The organism is Marinilactibacillus psychrotolerans, from assembly GCF_900101525.1.
GTDB lineage: Bacteria > Bacillota > Bacilli > Lactobacillales > Carnobacteriaceae_A > Marinilactibacillus > Marinilactibacillus psychrotolerans.
Window position 1 is genome coordinate 19,850 of record NZ_FMZD01000009.1, and the last position, 17,040, is coordinate 36,889.

Annotated in this window: 21 protein-coding genes; 9 read left to right on the forward strand and 12 right to left on the reverse strand. The window is 33.4% G+C overall.

The annotated features are described in order from the left end of the window. Positions 1 to 5 precede the first annotated feature (5 nt). Both BLT22_RS06335 and truA read left to right on the forward strand, forming a co-directional pair. Positions 6 to 266: a hypothetical protein gene (locus BLT22_RS06335; RefSeq protein ID WP_091761739.1), complete on the forward strand. Its 261-nt coding sequence runs from the start codon at positions 6 to 8 to the stop codon at positions 264 to 266. Positions 267 to 280: 14 nt separating this feature from the next. Further along, positions 281 to 1,021 carry a tRNA pseudouridine(38-40) synthase TruA gene (gene truA, locus BLT22_RS06340; protein WP_091761741.1) on the forward strand — a complete coding sequence of 247 codons (741 nt, stop codon included), beginning with the start codon at positions 281 to 283 and terminating at the stop codon, positions 1,019 to 1,021. A 123-nt stretch (positions 1,022 to 1,144) separates the two neighbouring features. Here the strand turns inward: truA and BLT22_RS06345 are convergent, their stop codons facing one another. Continuing rightward, the gene (locus BLT22_RS06345) at positions 1,145 to 1,369 is read right to left on the reverse strand and encodes a hypothetical protein (RefSeq protein WP_087060246.1); all 225 of its coding nucleotides are present in this window, start codon (positions 1,367 to 1,369) and stop codon (positions 1,145 to 1,147) included. A gap of 168 nt (positions 1,370 to 1,537) precedes the next feature. Here BLT22_RS06345 and BLT22_RS06350 point away from each other — a divergent pair, with 168 nt between their 5' ends. Both BLT22_RS06350 and BLT22_RS06355 read left to right on the forward strand, forming a co-directional pair. Next, complete coding sequence (locus BLT22_RS06350; RefSeq protein WP_087060248.1) at positions 1,538 to 1,789, forward strand: hypothetical protein; 252 nt, start codon at positions 1,538 to 1,540, stop codon at positions 1,787 to 1,789. Positions 1,790 to 2,012: 223 nt separating this feature from the next. Next, complete coding sequence (locus BLT22_RS06355; protein ID WP_091761743.1) at positions 2,013 to 2,435, forward strand: cupin domain-containing protein; 423 nt, start codon at positions 2,013 to 2,015, stop codon at positions 2,433 to 2,435. A gap of 93 nt (positions 2,436 to 2,528) precedes the next feature. Here the strand turns inward: BLT22_RS06355 and BLT22_RS06360 are convergent, their stop codons facing one another. Further along, positions 2,529 to 3,563: a Gfo/Idh/MocA family oxidoreductase gene (locus tag BLT22_RS06360; RefSeq protein ID WP_091761745.1), complete on the reverse strand. Its 1,035-nt coding sequence runs from the start codon at positions 3,561 to 3,563 to the stop codon at positions 2,529 to 2,531. A 256-nt stretch (positions 3,564 to 3,819) separates the two neighbouring features. Between BLT22_RS06360 and BLT22_RS06365 the strand changes: the two genes are divergently transcribed. Further along, on the forward strand, positions 3,820 to 4,680 hold the full coding sequence (locus BLT22_RS06365; RefSeq protein ID WP_091761747.1) for a MurR/RpiR family transcriptional regulator: 861 nt from the start codon (positions 3,820 to 3,822) through the stop codon (positions 4,678 to 4,680). Between the two features lie 73 nt (positions 4,681 to 4,753). On the opposite strand, the gene BLT22_RS06370 is transcribed toward BLT22_RS06365, so the two are convergent. The 4 genes from BLT22_RS06370 to BLT22_RS06385 form a co-directional block, all read right to left on the reverse strand. Further along, positions 4,754 to 5,875 (reverse strand): alpha-hydroxy-acid oxidizing protein, encoded by a 1,122-nt coding sequence (locus BLT22_RS06370; RefSeq protein WP_236048875.1) that lies wholly within the window; start codon positions 5,873 to 5,875, stop codon positions 4,754 to 4,756. A gap of 120 nt (positions 5,876 to 5,995) precedes the next feature. After that, entirely contained in the window at positions 5,996 to 6,202 is a 207-nt protein-coding gene (locus BLT22_RS06375) for a DUF6440 family protein (protein WP_091761749.1), read from the reverse strand. 334 nt (positions 6,203 to 6,536) lie between these two features. Then, positions 6,537 to 7,265, reverse strand: coding sequence for an amino acid ABC transporter ATP-binding protein (locus BLT22_RS06380; protein WP_091761751.1), 729 nt, complete (start codon positions 7,263 to 7,265; stop codon positions 6,537 to 6,539). Continuing rightward, entirely contained in the window at positions 7,258 to 8,706 is a 1,449-nt protein-coding gene (locus BLT22_RS06385) for an amino acid ABC transporter substrate-binding protein/permease (protein WP_091761753.1), read from the reverse strand. The genes BLT22_RS06380 and BLT22_RS06385 overlap by 8 nt, the downstream gene beginning before the upstream one ends. Before the next feature lie 687 nt (positions 8,707 to 9,393). Here BLT22_RS06385 and BLT22_RS12565 point away from each other — a divergent pair. The 4 genes from BLT22_RS12565 to BLT22_RS06400 all read left to right on the forward strand — a co-directional run bounded on the left by BLT22_RS12565 (position 9,394) and on the right by BLT22_RS06400 (position 12,082). Continuing rightward, entirely contained in the window at positions 9,394 to 9,510 is a 117-nt protein-coding gene (locus tag BLT22_RS12565) for an IS3 family transposase (RefSeq protein ID WP_143020636.1), read from the forward strand. Between the two features lie 56 nt (positions 9,511 to 9,566). Continuing rightward, on the forward strand, positions 9,567 to 10,517 hold the full coding sequence (locus BLT22_RS06390) for an ABC transporter permease family protein (RefSeq protein WP_236048876.1): 951 nt from the start codon (positions 9,567 to 9,569) through the stop codon (positions 10,515 to 10,517). Further along, a complete protein-coding gene (locus tag BLT22_RS06395) occupies positions 10,514 to 11,359 on the forward strand; it encodes a peptide transporter (RefSeq protein ID WP_236048877.1) in 846 nt (281 codons plus the stop codon). The genes BLT22_RS06390 and BLT22_RS06395 overlap by 4 nt, the downstream gene beginning before the upstream one ends. 453 nt (positions 11,360 to 11,812) lie before the next feature. Next, positions 11,813 to 12,082 carry a bacteriocin immunity family protein gene (locus BLT22_RS06400; protein ID WP_091761758.1) on the forward strand — a complete coding sequence of 90 codons (270 nt, stop codon included), beginning with the start codon at positions 11,813 to 11,815 and terminating at the stop codon, positions 12,080 to 12,082. Positions 12,083 to 12,399: 317 nt separating this feature from the next. Here the strand turns inward: BLT22_RS06400 and BLT22_RS06405 are convergent, their stop codons facing one another. Genes BLT22_RS06405 through BLT22_RS06430 form a run of 6 tightly spaced genes read right to left on the reverse strand, consistent with a single transcriptional unit; the run spans position 12,400 to position 17,007 of the window. Further along, entirely contained in the window at positions 12,400 to 13,395 is a 996-nt protein-coding gene (locus tag BLT22_RS06405) for an SIS domain-containing protein (RefSeq protein WP_091761760.1), read from the reverse strand. A gap of 20 nt (positions 13,396 to 13,415) precedes the next feature. Further along, the gene (locus tag BLT22_RS06410) at positions 13,416 to 14,465 is read right to left on the reverse strand and encodes an SIS domain-containing protein (RefSeq protein ID WP_091761762.1); all 1,050 of its coding nucleotides are present in this window, start codon (positions 14,463 to 14,465) and stop codon (positions 13,416 to 13,418) included. Between the two features lie 11 nt (positions 14,466 to 14,476). Beyond that, positions 14,477 to 15,301, reverse strand: a complete 825-nt coding sequence (locus BLT22_RS06415) for a PTS system mannose/fructose/sorbose family transporter subunit IID (protein WP_091761764.1) — start codon at positions 15,299 to 15,301, stop codon at positions 14,477 to 14,479. Further along, positions 15,288 to 16,076: a PTS mannose/fructose/sorbose/N-acetylgalactosamine transporter subunit IIC gene (locus BLT22_RS06420; RefSeq protein ID WP_091761766.1), complete on the reverse strand. Its 789-nt coding sequence runs from the start codon at positions 16,074 to 16,076 to the stop codon at positions 15,288 to 15,290. Before BLT22_RS06420 ends, BLT22_RS06415 begins: the two co-directional genes overlap by 14 nt. An 18-nt stretch (positions 16,077 to 16,094) precedes the next feature. Then, positions 16,095 to 16,565 carry a PTS sugar transporter subunit IIB gene (locus BLT22_RS06425; protein WP_091761768.1) on the reverse strand — a complete coding sequence of 157 codons (471 nt, stop codon included), beginning with the start codon at positions 16,563 to 16,565 and terminating at the stop codon, positions 16,095 to 16,097. Between the two features lie 22 nt (positions 16,566 to 16,587). Continuing rightward, positions 16,588 to 17,007, reverse strand: a complete 420-nt coding sequence (locus tag BLT22_RS06430; protein ID WP_091761771.1) for a PTS sugar transporter subunit IIA — start codon at positions 17,005 to 17,007, stop codon at positions 16,588 to 16,590. Positions 17,008 to 17,040 lie beyond the last annotated feature (33 nt).

Genomic DNA, 17,040 nt, shown 5'->3' on the forward strand with positions numbered 1-17,040 from the left:
AAGCCATGGTAAGGTTAAAAAATATGAAAATTCCCAAGACGGAAGACGACTACGGAACATTTCAATTAGATGCAATGGGTGATTTATTTTTCAAATATAAAATACAGTTTAATGGAGAGCCGAAACTATTACCTGAATTATTAATGGATGATTCTGTTTATATAAATAACAATGGGATCCAATTAGATCCTAACTCTATTTTATTCAAAACAGCTCAAAAGGATTTAACCGATTATTTTGAAGAACAAAACTTAAAATTAAGATGATTGCGAGGTATAAAATGAAAAATATCAAGATGACAATTGAGTATGATGGTGGTAGATACTTAGGTTGGCAAAGACTCGGTGATTCGGACAAGACCATTCAAGGAAAAATAGAAAATATTCTAACCAAAATGACCAGTTCCGAAATTGAAATTGTAGGTTCAGGTCGCACAGATGCAGGTACTCACGCCAAAGGACAGGTAGCTAATTTCAAGACATCAATCGATATGGATCTCCCTACAATGCAGGAGTATCTGATTCGATATCTTCCTCAAGATATCATCGTCAAAGAATTGGAAGAAGTTCCAGAAAGGTTCCATGCCAGGTATCATGCCGTCGGGAAAAAATATAGCTATTACGTCTGGAATAACGTTGTTCCTTCTGCTTTTGAGCGCAATTACAGCTTCCATTACTCTGAACAATTGGATTTGGACAAAATGAATAAAGCCTGTGAAAAATTAATAGGAAGACACGACTTCATCGGTTTCTCTGCTCTTAAAAAATCCAAAAAATCAACTGTTCGAACTATTGATGAAATTTCTATCCAGAGAGCAGACAATTTACTGCACTTTACGTTTATAGGGGAAGGCTTTCTATACAAAATGGTTAGAATTCTTATGGGAACACTCCTAGAAATCGGTTCAGGAATTACAGATTTGGAAGTAATTGACACTATATTTGAGAGTGGCATTAGAAGCGAAGCCGGGATGACCGTACCTGCTCAAGGCCTTTTTCTGGATGAAGTATATTATAATTAAAAAGCGCAAGTAATTTTCAAATACTCCATCTATAATATGTACCAACAGAAACTAATCTATCAAAGTAAAAACCAATCATTTGATTTGACGAAAGCTATTCAAAGAATGATTTTTATTAACTAACTAGGCATTATATCCAAACATAACAGCCCACAATAATAAATATAACGATATCAATATAATGATTACGCCTAAAATTATACTCATTAGCGCTGTAGATTTGCTTTGCTTTCTGACTTTTGTTCCAGTCACTACAAGCATGATACCCCCAAATAAAAAGATAAGTTCAAATAGCAAGATTGGCCATCTGATTTCTAATACTTCTTGTAAAAGATAGATCATTTCCATAAGTGCCCTCCTTCGCTCAGTATATTGAATAGAGAATTTCATAATGCATAGACTAAAGAACTGTTCATTTAAGTTATTTTACCATATATAATTGATATTATGATACGATCAATTATCACGCTCTCAAAAATGAATAATGGGTAAAGTATAAAAAGGAGGACCCAATTTATGTCAAAAATAAAAAATATGAAATTTCCTGATCATCAATCGGATTACGGAACATTTCAACTAAATGCTATGGCTGATTTGTTTTTCAAGTATAAAATTGAATCCAACGGTGAACCAAGGTTACTGCCGGAATTCTTACTTGATGATTCTGTTTATTTTAACAATAAGGGACTTTATTTGAATCCTAATTCAGTTCTATTCAATGCTGCAGAGAAAGATTTGAACAACTACTTTGAAAAAAATAAAATCTAATTCCTTAATGAGTTACTTTAACTTCACCCTGACAAGGTCTCTTTTCTCTAAAATTAGAGGAAAGAGCTTTTTTATTTTTTAAACAGAACTTTTTTATCTCAAATTTAAACTACTATATTTTAAAAATATTTGCTATAAAGGCGTTGCTTAAAAATCCACTTGGTGATATACTCAGTTTATAATAATTACAATGTAATAAAAAATATAAACTGGAGGCGGAATTATGATTATTGACTATAAAGACCATGGAAAAGAACCTTACGTAATTAATATTGAAGATGCCACAACTAAAAATTCGAATTATCGTACAACCATTTGGACTGGTGAAAAGTTGCAGGTAACTGTAATGTCTATAGAACCAGGTGATGATATCGGGTTGGAAGTGCATCACGGAATCGATCAATTTATTCGTATTGAAAAGGGCACTGGACTGTGCAAAATGGGCCCTACTGAAGACAATTTGAATGTTGAAAAACCTGTCTCTGACGATGACGCTGTTTTTGTACCGGCTGACATGTGGCACAATATTGAAAATACTGGAGACGAGTCCCTTAAACTTTATACCATTTATGCTGGTCCTGATCACCTAGAAGGAACCGTTCATCCTACCCATAAGGATGCAGAAAATGATCCAAATGAACATTAACTATTAAAAGTGCAGAATAAAAACCGTTTATACCTTCTACAAAGGATAAACGGTTTAATTCTGTTATTTTTATTACTCAAAAATCATTTCTGACTAACTTGATTGATTATTGAGACCCATTTGACGAATACTTTCTTCTAAAATCTCAATTTGACGAATGGTTTCTTCGTCCTTCACTATTTTTTCTTTCCCGTTTATTAATGATTCGTATATCCCTTGATATATACGGCTATAATCTCCTACTTCTGATACCACTTTTTCTTCGTGGTATTGTCCTAACTCATCCATATAGTATAAAGTACCGTAATGTTCTGGGAGATCTACACCAAAGTCTTTATTGTCAGGCATATAAAATAATTTCAAGTGTTCTTCTTGACGATCTTTTGTCTCTTTGATAAAAGTCCCTTTTGTACCATAGACAACAAAACTTGGCCGTTCTTTCATTCTGAAATAACTTGATTTTACAGATACTTTCAAATTGCTAGCATAATGTAAGTCCAAATCAAAATAATCATTCATTCGACCACTTCCCAAAAGTTGACGGACATCATAATTCACTTTGTTTGGGCTACCAAAATAAGCTATAACCTGATCTACCGTGTGACATGCATGCGTATATAAGAAACTATCTAATGGACTGAATGTGTCACTAGACTTTGGTACCTCTGGTCGGAAGTAGTCAAAATGCATATCCATCTCAAAAACCTCGCCTAGCACGCCACTTTCAATTACTTTTTGCACAGTTAAAAAGTCGGAATCAAAGCGACGATTTTGATAACATTGAATAAATAATCCTTTTTCTTCTGCTAGAGCAAATAATTCTTTCGCTTGTTCAGAAGTTTCAGAAAAAGGTTTTTCTACTAATGCGTTTTTTCCATTGATCAGCGCTTCTCTAGCTAAATCATAATGACTTTGTGGAGGCGTAGAAATAACCACTAACTGCACTTCGGAATCATCCCATATTTCATTAATATCTTTCACATACTCTACATCTGGTAAAGCGTCCCAAGGAGATTGATCTTCTGGGGATAATATTTTCTTGATTTTGATATCTTCAACTTTAGTTGAAAATGGAATATGATAGCGATTGGCACTCTTTCCATTTCCGATATAAGCAATAGTTAACATAAAAGTAGCTCCTCCTATATATTTTCTATTTTACTAAGCATCTGCTGATTTTCAGGTTAAATCTTTTACCTATATTTAGCATTGCTTATTCAATATCATTTAACCATTAAAAAAAAGATAAGTAAACGAATCCCAAAAAGTAGACATTTTATTCAAAAATTTTATCCTTTACGAAGATAAATGTGGAATTTCTTTTCATAATCTATAGATTGACAAGAAATAGGGAATCATTCAAAATATAACTAGGAGGTCTATTATGATGATTTTAACTGCACTTCAAAAACAGATTGGATTTAACGACTCAGAAAGAGCATTGGCTGATTACATATTAAATAATCGTGAAAAGGTCTTGGATTATTCTATACAATCTTTATCACAAAACACTTTCACTTCAACTTCTACTATTGTCCGTTTTTGTCGTAAAATAGGTTTGAAAGGATATAAAGACTTTAAAATCAAGTGGTCTGCAGAACTTCAAAAAGAATATAATGCTATAACAAATGTAAATCCTGACTTCCCATTTACAGAAGACGATTCCTATAAAGAAATACAAAAAAAGATTTTAGAATTATTTACAGAATCACTGCAGAAAACGCATTCCATCAATTCAAATGAACGTATGGAAGACGCCGTTGATCTTTTACTCAGTGCAAGACGTATTGGGATTTTTGCGTATGGAGATACTTATCTTCCAGCCTTGAATTTCCAAAATAAAATGATGAAAATCGATATGCCTATTCAGTTATCTGTTCTTCCGGGAGAGAACCGCCATTTAGCAGCTAATTTCGGCCAAAATGATTGTGCTATTATTCTCTCGTACAGTGGAGAAAGTAAAAATAATTACTTTATTACAAATATTTTGAAAAAAAATCATACACGTATTATTGTTATTTCTGCAAATCCTGATTCTCACATTGCTAGCCTGGCTGATTTAATTCTTCCTGTTGCAAAAAGTGAAAGTAAATCTGTAAAACTTTCAACTTTTTCATCTCAAATCGCTATAGATTATATCTTAAACACTTTATATGGTTGTATTTTTGTGGCAAATTATGAGAAAAATCAGACTAAACGAATTGAATCTGAGACTTTATTAATTAATGATCGTTTCGATTCATGAAAGTCAGCATATAAAACGAGACTAGCTGTCCCCTATCATCTCAAGGAGGATCAGCTAGTCTAGTTCCTATTGCTTATTTATATCGAGCATTATCAAATAATTTGGCCTGTTTAATGTCTTCTATCGTCTGTGTTCCCGCCAACTGCATTACACGTTTCAAATCTGTTTCAAAATATTCAAGCACAGAGTATACGCCTTTCCAGCCACCTAACGCTAGTCCATAGAGCATTGGCCGACCAAGCGCTACGATATCCGCTCCACTAGCCAACGCTTTAAAGATATGTTCTCCACGACGAATCCCACTATCAAAGATAATGGGTACACGTTTACCAACTGCTCTTGAAATTTCTGCAAGTGTATCAAAAGATCCTGGCGCGCCATCTAATTGGCGTCCTCCATGATTGGATACCCAGATTCCAGAAGCGCCAACACCGATTGCAAGCAAGGCGTCTTCCGGCGTCTGCACTCCTTTAACAATAATTGGCAAGCCAGAATAACTTGCCAGGAACTCTACATCTTTTGGACTGATCTTTTGTTTTGATTGAGCATAAATATTATTTAATGACATATTTTCTCCGCTACCGGATAGATAGCGAGAAACAATCGGCATGCCAAATGGATAGACAAATTTGTTTCGAATATCGGTTTCTCTATTTCCACTCAGCGTAGCATCGGCGGTCAAGATAATGGCTGTGGCCCCATCTTTTTTTGCTTCATCAACAATCAGTTTATTTAATTCATCATCCTTGCTCATATAAAGCTGGAACCACCTAGGAGATCCTTTCAATCCCTCTTCAATTTCTTCAAAAGTTGCGCCAGAGTATGCACTGATTGACATGATTGTTCCATATTCAGAAACGCCTCTAGCTGTTCCAGATTCTTTTGTTGCATGGGCTAGCCCGTGTGCCGCAATAGGTGCCATGATAAAAGGCGCTGGAATATTATGTCCTAAGATAGTGGTCTTTGTATCTGGATTTTCGACATCTGCTAATACTCTAGGTAAAATGCCTTTGTGGTTAAAAGAATCTATATTCTGTTTCTTTGTATATTCATCCCCTGAACCACCTGATATATAGCCATATCCGCCACTTGGCATGACTTCTTTTGCTAATGCTTCCAGTTCAAACGTATTTACTATGTCAATTTCTTTCACTTCTGTTGGGGCATTATATTGGTTGTTTTTATCTCCTGACAAAGCGTTCACTCCTTATATTAAATGAAATAGTTGTCTACAACGTTAACTATAAAAAAATAATACTATATCGTTCAATTTTAATGTAAACGGTTTAAAAAATCAAAGTAATCCACTCTATTTTTACACTTGAGGGGTAATATCAATAACGACTTCCCCACGTTCATCCAGTAACGGTGTAATACTGCTTCCCCCGCCTACCCAAGACTGAAGATAATTCACACCCGTTTCCTGGTCAATAAGAATAATTAATCTTCCAACCTCTGAAATATCTTCAGTATGTTTTACTACAAAACGATTATTGTTCGTATCTTTATTTTTATTAAACATGCTCATCTTCTCCATTCATATATTTTTCTTTTATTTATATTCAATAATTATCTCATACGACTTCTTTAATAGCAGCTATTAGCACTTTAATTATTATATATTTTTCATACTCATTAATCGATAAAGTAATTTTTATTCCTTAACTATCTAAAAAGCCCCTTTTTATATCTATATGGAAATTTTCGTTTTTGAAGATTTTTTTAATAGACAATGTAATAGATCGTCATAAAATCTTTTAGTCTAAAATCCATAGTTTTCCTCTCAAAAAAGTAATTCAAAAATAAAAATTCTTCAAGCATTCTAATTCAATAGAATACATGAAGAATTTTTCAGCTTATAATACTTTATCTAAAAAGTCTTTTGTTCGTTCGTTTTCAGGATTGTTAAAGATTTGTTCCGGTGTTCCTATCTCAACAATGTGGCCTTCATCCATAAAGATTATACGATCAGCCATTTCCCTAGCAAATCCCATCTCATGAGTAACAACAATCATTGTCATTCCTTCTTGCGCTAGTTTTTTCATAGCTCCCAGCACTTCTCCAACCATCTCTGGATCCAACGCACTTGTTGGTTCATCAAAAAGCATAATATCAGGATCCATGGCTAAAGCTCTCGCAATAGCGACACGCTGCTTTTGTCCTCCAGACAACGAACTTGGGTAAGCATCCGCTTTATCTTCCATTCCAACACTTTCCAAAAGTTTCATAGCTAACTTTTCTCCTTCACTTTTGGAAATATTCAATAGCTGTTGGGGCGCTAAAATAATATTATCTGTAACTGATAAATGGGGAAAAAGATTAAACTGTTGAAACACCATTCCAATATTTTCTCGAACTTTATTGATATTTTGAGCAGGGTCCGTTAAATCATGATCATCTACAATAACCTTACCGCCGCTAACTTCCTCTAATAAATTCATACAGCGTAAAAAAGTGCTTTTTCCTGATCCAGAAGGACCAATAATTACTACGACTTCGCCTTCTTTTACTTCAAGATCCAAGCCTTTTAATACTTCTAAATTTCCAAAACTCTTTTTTAGTTGTTCTGTTTTAAGTTTAATCATTTGTAATAAGTCTCCTTTCAATCAAATTCGAAAGTTTAGTTAGTAAAGTAATCATAATCAAGTAAATTAATCCTACAATAATCCACATTGAACCCGACTGATACGAACGAGCAATAATAATACGACCTGTTTGAGTCAACTCTACAATTCCAATCACTGCCAGTATAGATGTATCTTTCAAAGTAATCACAAACTGATTAATCAATGAAGGAATCATAATTTTAATTGCTTGAGGGACTACAACTTTACGCATTGAAAGTCCATACGGCAAACCTAAACTACGAGCAGCCTCTAGCTGTCCCTTATCAACTGCTGCAATTCCGCCACGTACTTGTTCAGCAATATATGCAGTTGTATTTAAGCTTAAGGTTATGATACCTGCCATGAAAGCTGTGATTTGTATTCCTAATAACTGAGGAACAGTAAAGTACATGAAAAACGCTAATACAATCAATGGTATCCCACGTAAAATTGTCACATAGATATTCGCTATGAAATTCAGCACTGCACTTGGAGCAGCACTAAACAAACCAATTATTGTTCCGGCAACCAAAGCAATTGCAAAAGACACTAAAGTTAGTACCAAAGTACGGCCCAGACCTTTAAGTAAGTTTTCATAGTTTTTTTCTATCAAACCAAAGAATCCACTACTTGTTGTTCCTTGTACATTCTCGCCCAAATAGGTTTCAATTATATCATCATATGTTCCATTTTCTCGTATATTAACCAAACCGGCATTAAATTTTTCAATTAATTCAGGGTTCAATCCTTTATTAACTGCAAATCCATATGAATCACCCTCTTCCGGCTCAGTCGGTAAGCGTAATGGTAAATCTTGTTGAATGGCATAAGCCATAACAGGGTAGTCTTCAATAACAGCATCAGAGTGATTTGACAGAACATCTTCATACATTCCTGACGAATCTTCAAATTGATTAATCTCAAAATCATACGTTTCCTGGAGCTCATTTGCCAATTCTGCTCCAATCGTTCCCACTTTTACCGCTACTGTTTTCCCTTCAAGATCTTCATAAGAATTAATCTCTTCGTTATCTTCGCGTACGGCCATAACTGGACCAGCATCAAAATAGGGCTCGGAGAAATCAAACGCCTCTTCACGCTCCGGGGTGATGCTCATTGCAGCAATCATCCCATCAACTTGATTAGCCTCCAAAGCCTGTAATCCTGCACTGAAATTCATTGGTCTTAAATCAAATTGAAAACCTTGATCTTCAGCAATAGCTGTAAGTATATCAATGTCTATCCCTACATACTCTCCATCTTCATTCTCATATTCAAATGGTGCAAAGGTAGCGTCAGTTGCAATAATGTATGTTTCTTCTTCTGCATTGACATCTGCGGGAAATAAAAATAGATTTAAAACCAAAGCAGCTACGAATAGCAACCCTAATGTTATTTTATTTTTCCTGAAACCTTTCATACTATCCATCCTTTTCTCTTTCCAATTTATGACACGGTATCTTTTAAATTATACAGTAATTACAAGGATGAAAACAACATTATCTATTACTCGTTATATTTTCATATGATTATTAACCAAAAATAGATAATTACTTAATTTTATTAGGTTTAGCTTGATTTATAGATGATCCTACTTTAATTCACTAATCTGTTTCTGGATAGGTTACACTGAGTTGGACGGAAAAGATAAGGTGTATATACTGAACACAACAACATGTATAGGAGGAATCAATCATGCCTGCTCTCGTCGTTAACGTCAAACTTATAAAGAAGCATTTAAGAAACAAATGGTTGATTTACATAAAGTAAAGAAATGAATTAAAAGAACTAAGGAAAGACACCGCACAGCTTCGAAATAATATTTTAAAGCAGGTGGGGCGAAAGTCGAAGTGATAAGAGGATATGGAACCCGAACTTCTATATGCACTCTCTACATTTAAGGGAGAATTAAACAGTCAAGGTGTTAGGTGTTCTATTCCAATCGAGGAAAGTAATTCGACGACCACACCTTAAGATGAGTTACTATACATCTTTGATCTTGTACACTCGTTAAGTAGAAAAGGGATCCCTTATGCTCATGCCATAGGGGTTCCCTCTATAGATTTTTCAAGTTCAAACTTGTCTACAAGACTACGTTCCATGAACTTTGCAATTTCACCTTGTAGACTATGTTCAATGGTGGAATCATTTTCAGTCCCTTGGATCCTTGGGCTACGAAACCCCTATCGATTATCGAAAATGTGTTGACATACACCAATTGTAAACTTGGTTATTCTTAGTACGTCAGATATAATAACATTAAGAATGAAGGAGGTTTTTATGATTATATTAAAAAATAAACCTATAAAATTATGGATTTTATGTTCACTCTTGTCATTTTTTTTATTAATCAGTTGTTTATATGAACCTTTTTTATCAAAAATTTTAACACTTCGAGTAGAAAAGACATTAATAGCCGGAGAAATAAACTATCCTCCTTTTACTCCTCTTGAAGTACCTCCCTTTGGTACGGATATCATCGGGTTTACTATTTTTGCTAAAATTATTCAAGGATTTAAGTATACTTTTTTCATTGGTTTATTATTAAGTTTTTTTCAAATAGTCAGTAGTTTAATAATTAATAGTCTACTGATTTATAAATTTGGGGAAAAATTTCTGCTACCTATTTTTTTGTATTTTGATAAGCTTTTTTCATTGATTCCTAAACCTTTTTTATTGCTTCTACTAATCGGTCCCTATTATAGTGCGCTGTCTTTTAATACAGATAACGTTCAACCGCAAGCAAACTTAAAGTTCATAATCATTCAATTATTCATTTTATTTCTTATAGGGATCCCTAATTTAGTTAAACTGTATCATACCGAATTAACTTTTCTTTTCAAGCAAGATTTTTCTCTTGTTAGCCAAACATTAGGCAGTTCCAAAATTAGAACGGTTAGCTATTCCTTTAGACCACAAATAACAGAACTTACAGTAAATTTATTTTTCAATATCTTAATAAAAAATTTATCTCTTTTTATTTACTTAGCTTATTTCAACCTTTATCTAGGTGGATCCTTAGTAACAAAGTTAGACGAAAGTGCTACATATACCGCTTCAATCTCTAATGAATGGAGCGGATTAATTGGTCAAAACATTAATAACCTGGCTAGCACTCCCTGGACAATCCTCATACCCTTAGGTTTCTATAGTGTTCTTATTTTCTTACTCGTTAGAATCAAGCGTTACTTAATGGAGGAGGGTGCGAAATCAATTCATTCATCAAAATGATAAAGCAATTCATTTCGCTTATTACAATTCTAATCGGTATTGTTTTACTCGTCTGTTTGAGTTATTTATTACCTTTAAGTATAGAAGATCTAGGTTTATTAATTACCTCGTTCAAAAATACGATTGCACAAATTTTTACCTATCACTATTTATCTGAACTATGGGTTATTTATCATCAGACCAATGGTGCGTATACTTTATATTTAATTAGTGCTAGTTTAGCAATAACATTATTTTCACTACTCTTATATAGTTACTATTTTCCGAAATTCAAAAATAGAACGATTGTAAAAATCACAAGGTTTTTAGAAGATATTGAGGGATTACCTGTAGTCGGTGTTGTTTTTTTTATCCATTGGTTTAGTATCGTTATCTATAAAGAAACTTCCATTTATTTATTAAGGACTGTCGGCACTCCAAATGAACCAGCATTATTTTTCCCTTTATTTATACTAAGTGTTTTTCCAATTGTTTTCCTGATTAAATACATGACGCCTTATATCAAAATGATTTATCAATCCAATTATTTTATTTTTGCAAAATCTCTAGGGTATCCTAAACCCAAACTATTCTTTTCCTATGTCATTCCTAACTTATTAACTTTTTTAGAAACTATTATGAAATTTATCTATCTAGAAATGATTACAGTAATGCTTTTTATTGAAATTCAATTCAATACAGGAGGACTATTAACTGGTTTAAGAAATACTCAAATTATGCCTCCTAATATCAATAGTCCACAATTAATGGTTATCAGCTATTTGCTTTTATTATTGATACCGTACTTTCTGATGAGTATTCTATTTGAAATAGTCAATATTTTCAATTCTAATAAACAATAACCTTAAAAAAATTGATTGTACACTTCTATATTTACGAAAGAGACAAGATTGATTTGAAATGTCATTTTCCATTTGAAGTTGTGCATTGTTTCTCCTTAGTTCTTTTAATTCTTTTATCAAGAGTTAGTTATCTCTTCCCTGGAACGATCCTGTTTGGCTATAAGGAAAAATTCGTTATCACTTATCCTTATTCTTATAATGTTTTGATTAATGGTGAAGTTTCTATACGTGAAAGACATGGATTGGAAGGTGTAAGATAATAGGGTAAAAGTCATTCCATATAATTGAAAAAGCTCTAGACAAAAGGGATTCGGCCACTGACAATTACATTTCAGTGGCCTTTTCTCCTCCGCATAGGCAACTCAATCTGTCCGCAATATTTAAAATATTAGCAAACCCAAAAAAATGTTGGTAATATTAAATTAAATTCAAATCCAGAAAGTAGTGTGTAATATGAGCAAAAAAGAAGAGGAAATACTAAATGATATTAACTTTATACTAGAATCTACAATTAGCATGGAAGAGAAAGACATTTTAATTGATGCTAAAAAACGTTTAGAAAAAAAAGAGTATCTCCCTAAAATAATTAGTAAATTAGAAGATAAATTAACACCACTAGCCGTCCAACAAAAGCTCTCTAAAGATGTTTCAAGTCTTTACTTAAAAATTACTAGTCATAAATTTAAAGACAAAGGTTTAGGAAGAGGTCTTTCTTTCATGTGACTAGCTGGCGCTAGGGGCTTAGTTACAATACTGTGCATATTAAAAAAGAGTTATAAGTATAAAAACCTAATTTTAAAGCCCTAAAGAAATATCGTATCCTTTCTTCAAAACAAATAATTCATTAAATATAATACAACCTGCTACCAATAAAATATCGGTAGCAGGTTGTATCGTAATTTCGCTGTTTTTTTCTGTCTACTTGCCAAGGTTCAGTTCAAACTAATTACAAAGTATTAAAGAGGCTAATTTTGTCAGCGATTTTCTTTAACAGTTTTTCATTGATTCGTATCGTTACTAAAATTTAGTTTTTCGTTATTCTAATAATCAAACTGGCGATAGTAGCGACGTATATCTAATGGATGACAGTTCAGTTTCTCAACATGTGCGTCAATTCGTTGTGTTACACAATGTGCAATCAGATGAGAGAGTCTGCCACGATATTTTTCACTAATTCCTTCTAAATTGTAGTCTTTCGAATCAATAATAGTATAATTTGCACAAATACGCGGTAAGAAATTTGCTACCCTTTCTGATAAAGACCGTTGTTCATCTTCACCAATAAATAGCGTAACTGGAGTTGTTTCTTCTACAATTTCTAATGTTCCGTGTAAGAACTCAGCTGCATGAATCGATTTTGAAGGTAACCAGCTTTGTTCTTCCCAGTAACACATTGCATAGGAATAGACTCCTCCCCACTGATTACCAGCTCCAATAAAATAATGCATTGCATCATGACGATGCTTTTCAGCAAATTCACGACCAAATTCATCTGCAGATTTTTCTGTTTCTACCAGCCCAATAGCTAAATGCGCATCTAATTCTTTATAGTAATCTTCATAATCATCAAATTCTCCATTACGGTACATCAATCGATCTGCTGCCATAAAAAACTTCAACTGTTCATTTCCTGAGTAGGTAATTAAATAATCTCCCGCATCTGCTAAAGGTGTATTAGGTAGATCTACAAAAGAAATAACAGTAGCTCCTACCTTTTTAATTTCTTTAATTGCTTTCACAACTTCTTGTGTTGTTCCTGTCACTGATGATAAGATGACTACAGATTTTTCTGTTAGACGCTTGTTGCCTGTTGTGTAATATTCAGCTGCATGTTGAACATAAACAGGTAAGTTGCTTTTACCATTGATGTAAGTAACAGCTTGCATGCTTGAGGCATAAGTGCCGCCAATTCCTAGGTAGTAGATGCTGTCAAATCCTTTTTCCCAAACTTCATCTACTATTTTTTCTACTTCACTTCTTAATTTTAATGCTCCGTTTACACTATTAACTTGTTTTGATTCGTCAAATTTCAACATTTTTTATTTCTCCTTTATTCTTATATTTTGCTTTTTAATACTTGATCAAAATTGTCAAAAATTCTTTTATTTAAATCAATTCCTTGAGCAGTTGCTATTTGATAAGCTAGATACTGAAAAGGAATAATGAGTAACAATGGACTAACTTTTTCACTAACGATTGCATCCAATGCCAACGTATTTGGATCTTCACTTTTTTCTATGGTGATAGTAAACGAGCTCTTAACATACTCTTTCATATAATTTCTCAATGCTATTGAGCGATCTTTTAACTTATTGTCTGTTTCAATATAGAATAATGTATGGTCTCGGTTTGCTTCAAGGTAAGGCCCATGCATGTATGCTTCTAATTCAAATCCTTGTGACGGTTTTCTAACGGTTTCGGTAAATTTTGTTTCAAATTCTTTTGCCGTACCCCAGTTAGGACCATAACCCATTGCAATAAATCGATGCCCCGAAATTAAAGATTCTTTGTGTATTTCAAAAAAATCAGCAGATTTAGTAATTACATTATCAATATTCATAATAGCTGAACGAATATTGTTTATCTCATCTTCTATTTCGTCAGATGTTAATAATTCTGATTCTTTTGCAGCTGAGAGAGCTACTAACATAAGATTTAAGATGGTTGCTGAATAGCCTTTTGTTACGAATCCCACTTTCTCAATGCCCATATTCAAATCAAAAACTGTATCAACAACCTTAGTGATAGGACTAGTAATGTCACTTGTTATGGCAATTGTTTTTACATTTGTTGATAAGGTTAATTTCTCAACTGCTTTAATTGTAGAAGTACTTTTACCACTTTGAGATACAGCAATTACTAAATCCACTTTAGAATCTACCTTGCCATAGTGTAGGTAATTGAAGGGCTCTTGAATGTCAATATGAAGCGAGGATGTACTCTCCATATAGTACTTTGCTGCTAAACAAGCATTATACGAAGAGCCCGTGGCTAATATCAAACAGTATTTTACTTCTCCAAATTGTTTTTTATTACAATCAAATTCATCAAGGATTGTGGTTAAGCTAACTTGCTCTTCTTTAATATAATCTAACATTGTTACCATGCTATTCCTCCTTAAAAGATACCAATCCATGATCCGAAAATTCCTACAACAGCCATTCCACCTAATATCATTAATGGCTTAACCTCTTTTTTCAATAAATAGAATACAATTCCGAAAGCTCCCAAAGGTAGTAATCCCGGTACAATATCGTCAAAAATACTTTGTACTGATACTGCGCTATCACCTGTACCAATTGACAATGGGATTGATATACTAACCAGTGATGCCGTCATAGCACCAACTACCATTAACCCAATAATTGACGCTCCTAAAGTCAAGCTTTCCATCATGCCATTACTTTGTATCTTTTTCAAGAATCCAGTTCCTAATTTATATCCGAAAATTGTAAATAAATAACGTAAAATTAAATGAGGAATATTAAAGATCAGTAGAAATAAAATCGGACCTAAAATATTTCCTTGAAGAGCTAGTGACGTTCCAATACCCGTAGCAATCAATCTTAGAGTTCCCCAGAAGAAGGAGTCCCCGATACCAGCTAATGGCCCCATTAAGGATGTCTTGATACTATCAATTGTTTTTACATCAAAGTCTTCTTCTACAACACCTTCTTCTTCCATTGCAGCGTTAATTCCAAGAATTAACGTGACGATATGTGGTGTGGTATTAAAAAACTCTAAATGACGCTTTAATGCTCCCGCCATTTCATCTTTTGTTTTATACAATTTTTTTAAAATCGGGATCATAGCATATGCATAAGCCATATTCATTTGACGTTCATAATTCCAAGAAAATTCCATTTGAAAAGAACGCCAGAATACTTTATTTAGATCTTTTTTTGTTATTAAGTTTTCTCTTTTTGAATTAGAATTCTTCATCGTCAATAATCCCTCCATTTGTGGTTTGAACTGCATCAGCTTGCCCTTTTCTAAAGTTCATAATGTTTATAACGATCACTGCTATGATTGCTCCTAAAATTGCAACACCAGTAATTGGGATATCCAAGTATCCTACAATAATGAATCCTAAGAAAAAGTATGGTGCTACAGTTTTATTAATTAATAGACGAGCTAGCATTGCAAATCCTAATGCTGGAATAATTCCAGTTGCAACTGATAGTCCATTTTGTACAAACATAGGAATCATATCTAATAAACCTTTTACCGTGTTACTACCAACTGAAAATGAAATTGAAACGATTAAAGCCAGCATTAAAGATAGACCGAATCCCGCAGCAAGATGCATGCGTTCGACACCTTTATAATTTCCTTCATTAGCATAATCATCAGCTTTATGGTTCATAACTGGAATTAATAATCCTAAATAGACATTTTTAAATACCAGAGTTAAGGTTGCAATTGGAAGTCCTAATAACAGAGCTGTTTCAGTACCAGCTCCTGCTGTGATTGCAAAAGCTGTTCCTAAAATACCGCCAGTCACAACGTCTGGTGGTATGGAAGCTCCTACCGAAAATGAACCGATAAACGCTAACTCTAAGGTAGCACCCATAATAATACCTGTTTTAATATCACCTAATACAATACCAGTAAATAATCCTGTAACAATCGGACGAGATAATAACGATGTTCCTAAAGCATATTCAGACTGGGCAATAAAGGCTACAATACCTAAATAAATAGATTGCATGATCATTTATTTTCTTCCTTTCTTTTATAAAGCATTTAATACAGTTATTTTTTTATCCGTTGGAACTTGACGAATTTCTACTTCAATTCCTTTGTTAACTAGTTCTGTTACCATCACCTCTTCTTCAGGTGTAATATTAATTGCTTTAGAAATATTTCTTGTGCCTTCTCGTACTTTCATCCCTCCCAGATTAATTTGTTCGATCACTGGATACGCTTCCACTAATGCTTTAGCATCTTTCACGGATTCTACTACAATAAATAACTTATATTTATCTGTCACTCCACTTTGTAAAGCTTTAATAGAATCTTCGATACTCTTAATTACTAGTTTCACACCTTGTGGTTTGGCCAGTTTAATCGTTGTTTTGCGAATATCATTTTTAGGAACGTCGTCATTTGCAATTAAAATACAATCTGCTCCTAAATTTTGCGTCCACGAAAAGGCTACTTGTCCATGTAACAAACGATGATCTACTCTTAATAATTTAAGCACATTAATTTCCTCCTATTCATTATTAAAAATCTTCTTCTTCTGTTTCATTTTGAATTGTTTCATTACAAAATTGGATAGTCATTATCGAGTTCTCTAATGCTTGTTTAATCAATGCTGTTATTGAATCTGTATGTTCCAATTGAGTTGCTAATTCAATGACTAATGGTAAGTTCATTCCTGCAATTAAATAGAAATTTTCAGTATGGATATAGTTAAGAAATTCATTATTCACACTTCCACCAAAAATATCTGTTACAACAATCAACTCATTTCCTTTATTCTCATTCATTATCTTACTTATTTCATCATTTAAATTATAATCAGCTGTCATATACGCATCTATCGTTACAATGTTATCGTTTTTTCCACATATCAACTCTAATGAACTTAATATTCCTGTTGCAAAATTCCCATGACTAGCTAAAATTATTTTCCTTCGCACCTTATTCACCTCTCTTACACTTTACTATATGCA

What these genes read in the sequence shown, in the direction of transcription:
- BLT22_RS06335 (WP_091761739.1), top strand. Translation starts at nt 6, where the DNA reads ATGGTAAGGTTAAAAAATATGAAAATTCCCAAGACGGAAGACGACTAC.
- truA (WP_091761741.1), top strand. Translation starts at nt 281, where the DNA reads ATGAAAAATATCAAGATGACAATTGAGTATGATGGTGGTAGATACTTA.
- BLT22_RS06345 (WP_087060246.1), bottom strand. Translation starts at nt 1,369, where the DNA reads ATGGAAATGATCTATCTTTTACAAGAAGTATTAGAAATCAGATGGCCA.
- BLT22_RS06350 (WP_087060248.1), top strand. Translation starts at nt 1,538, where the DNA reads ATGTCAAAAATAAAAAATATGAAATTTCCTGATCATCAATCGGATTAC.
- BLT22_RS06355 (WP_091761743.1), top strand. Translation starts at nt 2,013, where the DNA reads ATGATTATTGACTATAAAGACCATGGAAAAGAACCTTACGTAATTAAT.
- BLT22_RS06360 (WP_091761745.1), bottom strand. Translation starts at nt 3,563, where the DNA reads ATGTTAACTATTGCTTATATCGGAAATGGAAAGAGTGCCAATCGCTAT.
- BLT22_RS06365 (WP_091761747.1), top strand. Translation starts at nt 3,820, where the DNA reads ATGATGATTTTAACTGCACTTCAAAAACAGATTGGATTTAACGACTCA.
- BLT22_RS06375 (WP_091761749.1), bottom strand. Translation starts at nt 6,202, where the DNA reads ATGTTTAATAAAAATAAAGATACGAACAATAATCGTTTTGTAGTAAAA.
- BLT22_RS06380 (WP_091761751.1), bottom strand. Translation starts at nt 7,265, where the DNA reads ATGATTAAACTTAAAACAGAACAACTAAAAAAGAGTTTTGGAAATTTA.
- BLT22_RS06385 (WP_091761753.1), bottom strand. Translation starts at nt 8,706, where the DNA reads ATGAAAGGTTTCAGGAAAAATAAAATAACATTAGGGTTGCTATTCGTA.
- BLT22_RS06390 (WP_236048876.1), top strand. Translation starts at nt 9,567, where the DNA reads ATGATTATATTAAAAAATAAACCTATAAAATTATGGATTTTATGTTCA.
- BLT22_RS06395 (WP_236048877.1), top strand. Translation starts at nt 10,514, where the DNA reads ATGATAAAGCAATTCATTTCGCTTATTACAATTCTAATCGGTATTGTT.
- BLT22_RS06400 (WP_091761758.1), top strand. Translation starts at nt 11,813, where the DNA reads ATGAGCAAAAAAGAAGAGGAAATACTAAATGATATTAACTTTATACTA.
- BLT22_RS06405 (WP_091761760.1), bottom strand. Translation starts at nt 13,395, where the DNA reads ATGTTGAAATTTGACGAATCAAAACAAGTTAATAGTGTAAACGGAGCA.
- BLT22_RS06410 (WP_091761762.1), bottom strand. Translation starts at nt 14,465, where the DNA reads ATGGTAACAATGTTAGATTATATTAAAGAAGAGCAAGTTAGCTTAACC.
- BLT22_RS06415 (WP_091761764.1), bottom strand. Translation starts at nt 15,301, where the DNA reads ATGAAGAATTCTAATTCAAAAAGAGAAAACTTAATAACAAAAAAAGAT.
- BLT22_RS06420 (WP_091761766.1), bottom strand. Translation starts at nt 16,076, where the DNA reads ATGATCATGCAATCTATTTATTTAGGTATTGTAGCCTTTATTGCCCAG.